A 6272-nucleotide genomic window follows, 5' to 3' on the forward strand; every position below is an offset into this window, starting at 1 on the left:
GGGCGCACGCAGGCGCGCAAGTCCCCGACGCCGACGAGCGAGCGGGATGCCGCGATCGCCGCGGCGCGCGGAGCGGTGCTGCGGTTCCGCCCCGGCGTGCGCTACCTGCTCGGCCCCGGCGGCACCATGGCCGACGCCGCGCGGCTGCTCGGACTCGAGAAGAGTCCGCTCGGGGTCGACGTCGTGCTCGACGGGCGGCTCGTGCGCCGTGCGGCCGGCGAACAGGAGCTGCTCGACGAGATCGCGAAAGGTCCCGCCCAGGCGGTGGTGACCGTGATCGGCGGCCAGGGGTTCCTGCTCGGCCGCGGCAACCAGCAGCTGTCCGCCCGGGTGCTGCGGGCCCTCGGGCCGGATCCCCTCCTGGTCGTCGCCCCGGAGTCCAAGCTCATCGAGCTGCGGGGGAGCCCGCTGCTCGTCGACACCGGCGACCCGGAGCTGGATGCCGCGCTCGCCGGCTTCATCCGGGTGATCACCGGCCCGGGGGCATCCAGCTTCTACCCTGTCCACGCACCCGAACTCGAAGATCCAGCACTTCCCGAACCAGAAGGAGAACTCCATGCGCCTTGAAGGCAAGAAGGCCATCGTCACGGGCGGAGCGGGCGGCATCGGCCGTGCCACATCGCTCGCATTCGCCGCGGAGGGCGCATCCGTCGCCGTCGTCGACCTGAACGGGGAGGCTGCGCAGGCCGTCGCCGACGAGATCCGCGCCGCCGGCGGCACCGCCATCGCGATCGCCGCGGACGTCTCCAGCGAGGCCGACATCGAGAGCGTCGTCGCCGGCGTCCAGCAGGAGTTCGGCGGCATCGACGTCGTCTTCAACAACGCCGGCATCATCCGTCGCACCACCGCCGTGGAGACCACGGTCGAGGAGTGGGACCGCGTGTTCGGCGTCAACGTGCGGGCGATCTTCCTCATGTGCAAGCACGTGGTGCCGATCATGGCCGCGGCGGGCGGCGGCTCGATCGTCAACACCGGCTCCGGCTGGGGCCTCAAGGGCGGCGGCCAGGCGATCTCGTACTGCGCGTCCAAGGGAGCGGTGGTGAACATGACCCGGGCGCTCGCGATCGACCACGGACCGCAGGGAATCCGCGTGAACTCCGTCAACCCCGGCGACGTCGACACCGGGATGCTGCGCGACGAGGCCCGCCAGCTCGGCCAGGACCAGGCCGGCTTCCTCGCCGAGGCCGCCGAGCGGCCCCTCAACCGCATGGGCCAGCCCCGGGAGATCGCCGCGGCCGTGGTCTGGCTCGCCAGCGACGAATCGTCGTACGTCACCGGCTCCGCTCTCGTGGTCGACGGCGGCGGCATCGCCTGATCGGGTGGGATGCCGGGCGCAAAGGGCGCCCGGCATCGTTCTCTAGACTTGATCCGTGGTCACCCGTCTTTCGAACTTCTTCCTCCGCACCCTTCGCGAAGACCCCGCCGACGCCGAGGTCACGAGCCACAAGCTGCTCGTGCGCGCCGGCTACATCCGGCGTCAGGCGCCGGGCATCTTCGCGTGGCTGCCGCTGGGGCTGCGGGTGAAGGCGAGGCTCGAGCAGATCATCCGCGAGGAGATGGCGGCGGCGGGTGCGCAGGAAGTGCATTTCCCGGCGCTGATGCCCCGCGAGCCCTACGAGGCGACCGGCCGCTGGGAGGAGTACGGCGACGGCATCTTCCGCCTGCAGGACCGCAAGGGCGCCGACTACCTGCTCGCCCCCACCCATGAAGAGGCGTTCACGCTGCTGGTCAAAGACCTGTACTCCTCGTACAAGGACCTGCCGCTGACGATCTACCAGATCCAGGACAAGTACCGGGACGAGGCGCGGCCCCGCGCCGGGCTCCTGCGCGGTCGCGAGTTCACCATGAAGGACGCCTACTCGTTCGACTACACCGACGCGGGCTTGGACGACAGCTACATGGCCCAGCGCGATGCGTACGAGCGGATCTTCCAGCGCCTCGGCCTCGAGTACGTCATCGTGCAGGCGGATGCCGGTGCGATGGGCGGTTCCCGTTCCGAGGAGTTCCTGCACCCGACCGCCGTGGGCGAGGACACCTTCGTGCGCTCCGCCGGCGGCTACGCGGCCAACGTCGAGGCGTTCTCGACGATCGTCCCCGATGACGTGGCGTACGAGACCGACGGGTCTCCGGTGATCTTCGACTCGCCGGACACCCCCACGATCGATACGCTCGTCGCGCACTCCAACGCGGTGCTGGACGGTCCTGAGGACGGCGGCGAGTACACCGCCGCGCACACGCTGAAGAACGTGGTGCTCGCCCTCACCCACCTCGACGGCAGCCGCGAGGTGGTGGTCGTCGGCGTGCCCGGCGACCGTGACGTCGACGACAAGCGCGTCGAGGTGGCGTTCGCGCCCGCCGAGGTCGAGCCCGCCACCGAGGCCGACTTCGCCAAGCATCCCCTGCTGGTGAAGGGCTACATCGGCCCCTGGAGCGAGCAGGGCCAGGTGCTCGGCGAGGAGTCCGCCACCGGCATCCGCTACTTCCTCGACCCCCGCGTCGTCGACGGCTCGTCCTGGATCACGGGCGCCAACATCGACCAGAAGCACGTGCACTCCGTGGTCGCCGGTCGCGACTTCGGCTCCGACGGCTTCGTCGAGGTCGCGAGCGTCCGCGAGGGCGACCCGGCGCCGGACGGCTCGGGTCCCGTCACCCTGGCCCGCGGCATGGAGATCGGCCACGTCTTCCAGCTCGGCCGTAAGTACGCAGACGCGCTCGGCCTGCAGGTGCTCGACGAGAACGGCAAGCTCGTCACCGTCACGATGGGCTCGTACGGCATCGGCGTCACCCGCATCCTCGCCATCATCGCCGAGCTCAACAACGACGACAACGGCCTCGTGTGGCCGGCGTCGGTCGCGCCGTTCGATGTGCAGGTGGTCGCGACGGGCAAGGACTCGACCGCGTTCGACCTCGCCGAGACGCTGTCGGCCGACCTCGAGAAGGCCGGATTCGACGTCCTGTACGACGATCGCCCCAAGGTGTCGCCGGGTGTGAAGTTCAAGGATGCCGAACTCGTCGGCGTGCCGAAGATCATCATCGTGGGCCGCGGCGCCGCCGACGGCGAGGTGGAGCTGTGGGACCGCCGCTCCGGCGACCGCCAGGTCGTGCCGGTCGGCGACGCCGTCGCGCATCTCGTCGCGCCCCGCTGACGGCCACGGTCAGAACAGCGGGGCCGGCAGCGCACCCTCGAACTCGAGCAGCCGGCGCTTCGTCGCGCGCCCCTGCCCGCGCTCCCCGCCGGAGTAGCCGCCCAGGCCGTCGCCGGCGAGCACACGATGGCAGGGGACGATGAGGGGAACCGGGTTGGCGCCCATGATCGCGCCGATGCCGCGCGCCGGGATGCCGGTGCCACTGCGCGCGGCCAGCTCTCCGTACGTGATCGTCTCACCGTGCGGCACGGTGTCGAACAGGCACGTGAGCACGGAGCGGGTGCCCGCCGAGAGCTCTCCGAGGTCGACGGGCACATCGAACTGCCGCAGGTCGCCGGCGAAGTACGCCGTCAGCTGAGCGAGGGCCTCGACGAGAACTGGGTCGGCGTGCTCCGCGGCATCCGCCGGGCGGGACATGCGCCACCCGACGGCGCTGACCGCGTCACACCCCGGCTGAGGACGCCGAGCCGTCCCACGGGCGTGTCGAGGGTGCCGAACGAGACCATGAGCTGAGGCTACCGCGGGCCCCGGACAGTGGCGCCCGGACGATCGCGGGCTCCGCGCCGTTCACCGGCAGGCCACGTGCCGGTGACATGCTGGGCACATGATCGACGACGAAGAGTTCGACAGACTGATCGCCGACGCCGAGATCCCGGCGAACCGCAGCCTCATCCGCCGCATCCTCCGCGCCGGCATCGAACTCGGTACCGACCGCACCACGCGCCTCGACCTCAAGATCACCGCGGCGGCCATCGAGGAGATGCGGGATGCCTTCCGCCTCTACGCCCCGTACGCCGACATCCCGAAGGTCACCGTGTTCGGTTCCGCGCGCACGCAGCCCGGCACCCCGCTCTACACGCAGGCACGGGACATCGCAGCCTCCCTCGCCGCCCAGGGGTGGATGGTCGTCACCGGCGCCGGTCCCGGGATCATGCAGGCCGCCACCGAGGGCGCGGGCCCCGGGCGATCGGTCGGCATCTCGATCCGGCTGCCCTTCGAGGAGAAGCCCAACGAGGCGGTCGCCGACGAGCGGCACGTGTCGATGAAGTACTTCTTCACCCGCAAGCTCATGCTCATGAAGGAGTCCCGCGGGTTCGTCAGCCTGCCCGGCGGCTTCGGCACCCTCGACGAGACGTTCGAGCTGCTCACGCTGCAGCAGACCGGCAAGGCCGAACCGATGCCGATCGTGCTGCTGGACCGCCCCGGCGGCACGTTCTGGACCGGCCTTGCCGACTACGTGGAGGAGGAGCTCGCCGGGTCGGGCACCATCGCACCCGACGACATGCAGCGCGTGCTGGTCACTGACTCCGTCGTGGAGGCCGCTGCCCACGTCGAAGGCTTCTGGCGCAACTATGATTCGCTGCGCTGGGTCGGCGACCGGCTGGTGCTGCGGCTCAAGCACGCGCCGACCGATGCCGAGGTCGCCTCGCTCAACCGCGAGTTCGCCGGGCTGCTGGCGACCGGGTTCATCGAGGCCTCCGGCCCGCTGCCCGTCGAGACGTCCGACCACGACAAGACCGACCTGCCGCGCCTGGTGCTGAACCTCAACCAGTACAAGGTCGGTGAGCTGTACCAGCTGATCGGCGCCGTCAACGCCCTCGGCACCGCCCGCGCCTGAGCGGCCCTCTTCGGCCCGGATACAGGTGGTTCCGGCATCCGGTAATGTTGTCTGGATGCCGGGAAACCGGCGAAAGCTGAAGAAGGAGGACCGACGTGGACATCGACCTGGGACTTTTGCGGACCGTCGAGCGTGAGCGGGAGATCCCCTTCGACGAGCTGGTGCACATCATCGAGCAGGCGATCCTGACCGCGTACGCGAAGCACACCTCGCCGACCGGCACCCTGCCCGAGGGCACCCGCTCCCACCTCGACCGCAAGAGCGGACACGTCTCCATCTACGTGCCGCTGATGGACGAGGACGGCGAGGTCATCGGCGAGGAGGAGAGCACCCCCGAGGGGTTCGGTCGCATCGCCGCGTACGCCGCCAAGCAGGTCATCAGCCAGCGGCTGCGCGACATCGCGGACGACGCGGTGCTCGGCGAGTTCCGCGGCAAGGAGGGCGACATCGTCGCGGGCGTCATCCAGCAGGGGCCGAACCCCCGCATGGTGCACGTCGACCTCGGCACCGTGGAGGCGATCCTGCCGCCTGAGGAGCAGGTGCCCGGTGAGGACTACACCCACGGCAGCCGCATCCGCGTGTACGTGACCTCGGTCGCCAAGGGCACCAAGGGCCCGGCGATCACCGTGTCCCGCACGCACCCGGGCCTCGTGCGCAAGCTCTTCGCGCTGGAGGTGCCGGAGATCGCGTCGGGTCTCGTCGAGATCGTGTCCCTGGCCCGCGAGGCCGGCCACCGCACCAAGATCGCGGTCAAGGCGAACGACCCGTCGATCAACGCCAAGGGCGCGTGCATCGGCGAGCTCGGCCGACGCGTGCGCGCCGTGACCGAGGAGCTCGCCGGCGAGAAGGTCGACATCGTCGACTACGACCCGGAGCTGGCGAAGTTCGTCGCGAACGCGCTGTCGCCCGCCAAGGTGACCTCGGCCTTCGTGCTCGACCCCGGCACCAAGGCCGTCCGCGCGCTCGTGCCCGACTACCAGCTGTCGCTCGCCATCGGCAAGGAAGGTCAGAACGCGCGCCTGGCCGCCAAGCTCACCGGCGCCAAGATCGACATCCAGCCCGACAGCATCCTGGAGTCGTGAGCGCGACGACCGGCGCCGGTCGGCTTCCGGACAGGTCGGCGGTGTAAGATGGATCCAGTACGAACGTGCGTCGGTTGCCGCACGCGTGCTTCCCGATCCACCCTCGTCCGAGTGGTGGCCATCGATTCCACCCTCGTCCTCGATGAGCGTGCGTCGATGCCCGGGAGGGGCGCGTGGGTGCACGACACACCCGAGTGCATGACCGCCGCTCTGCGGCGGCGGGCATTCGTCCGTGCGCTGCGGGTATCGGGTTCGCTCGACACGCAGACCATCGAAGAACACCTCCAGCGAAAAGGCTGAACGGCTATGGACAAGAAGTGAACGGCTCGAAATGAGACCCGTCCGCATCTGATGGTCCGCCCTGTCCTGGGGTGGGCCCCAAGACAGGAGAACTGTGGCAAACGCAAAACCACGCGTGCACGAGAT

7 protein-coding genes are annotated in these 6272 nt (G+C 70.0%); 6 read left to right on the plus strand and 1 reads right to left on the minus strand.

Annotation, left to right across the window (positions count from 1 at the left end):
- From VJR25_RS04595 to VJR25_RS04605, 3 genes are all read left to right on the plus strand, one after another.
- A partial coding sequence (locus VJR25_RS04595; protein WP_324112994.1) for a hypothetical protein occupies positions 1-567 on the plus strand: 567 nt, incomplete at its 5' end.
- Positions 557-1315, plus strand: a complete 759-nt coding sequence (locus tag VJR25_RS04600; protein WP_324112996.1) for an SDR family oxidoreductase — start codon at positions 557-559, stop codon at positions 1313-1315. The genes VJR25_RS04595 and VJR25_RS04600, both read left to right, overlap by 11 nt.
- 55 nt (positions 1316-1370) lie before the next feature.
- Positions 1371-3146, plus strand: coding sequence for a proline--tRNA ligase (locus VJR25_RS04605; protein ID WP_324112998.1), 1776 nt, complete (start codon positions 1371-1373; stop codon positions 3144-3146).
- A gap of 9 nt (positions 3147-3155) precedes the next feature.
- On the opposite strand, the gene VJR25_RS04610 is transcribed toward VJR25_RS04605, so the two are convergent.
- Positions 3156-3563: a methylated-DNA--[protein]-cysteine S-methyltransferase gene (locus VJR25_RS04610; protein ID WP_324113000.1), complete on the minus strand. Its 408-nt coding sequence runs from the start codon at positions 3561-3563 to the stop codon at positions 3156-3158.
- Positions 3564-3750: 187 nt separating this feature from the next.
- On the opposite strand from VJR25_RS04610, the gene VJR25_RS04615 reads away from it, so the two are divergent.
- The 3 genes from VJR25_RS04615 (at position 3751) to VJR25_RS04625 (ending at position 6146) form a co-directional block, all read left to right on the plus strand.
- Positions 3751-4764 carry a TIGR00730 family Rossman fold protein gene (locus tag VJR25_RS04615; RefSeq protein WP_324113002.1) on the plus strand — a complete coding sequence of 338 codons (1014 nt, stop codon included), beginning with the start codon at positions 3751-3753 and terminating at the stop codon, positions 4762-4764.
- 95 nt (positions 4765-4859) lie between these two features.
- A complete protein-coding gene (gene nusA / locus VJR25_RS04620; RefSeq protein ID WP_324113003.1) occupies positions 4860-5846 on the plus strand; it encodes a transcription termination factor NusA in 987 nt (328 codons plus the stop codon).
- A 48-nt stretch (positions 5847-5894) separates the two neighbouring features.
- Positions 5895-6146, plus strand: coding sequence for a YlxR family protein (locus VJR25_RS04625; protein WP_324113005.1), 252 nt, complete (start codon positions 5895-5897; stop codon positions 6144-6146).
- The last annotated feature ends 126 nt before the right edge of the window (positions 6147-6272 follow it).

The sequence above is a fragment of the Microbacterium sp. genome (assembly GCF_035277845.1).
Lineage (GTDB): Bacteria > Actinomycetota > Actinomycetes > Actinomycetales > Microbacteriaceae > Microbacterium.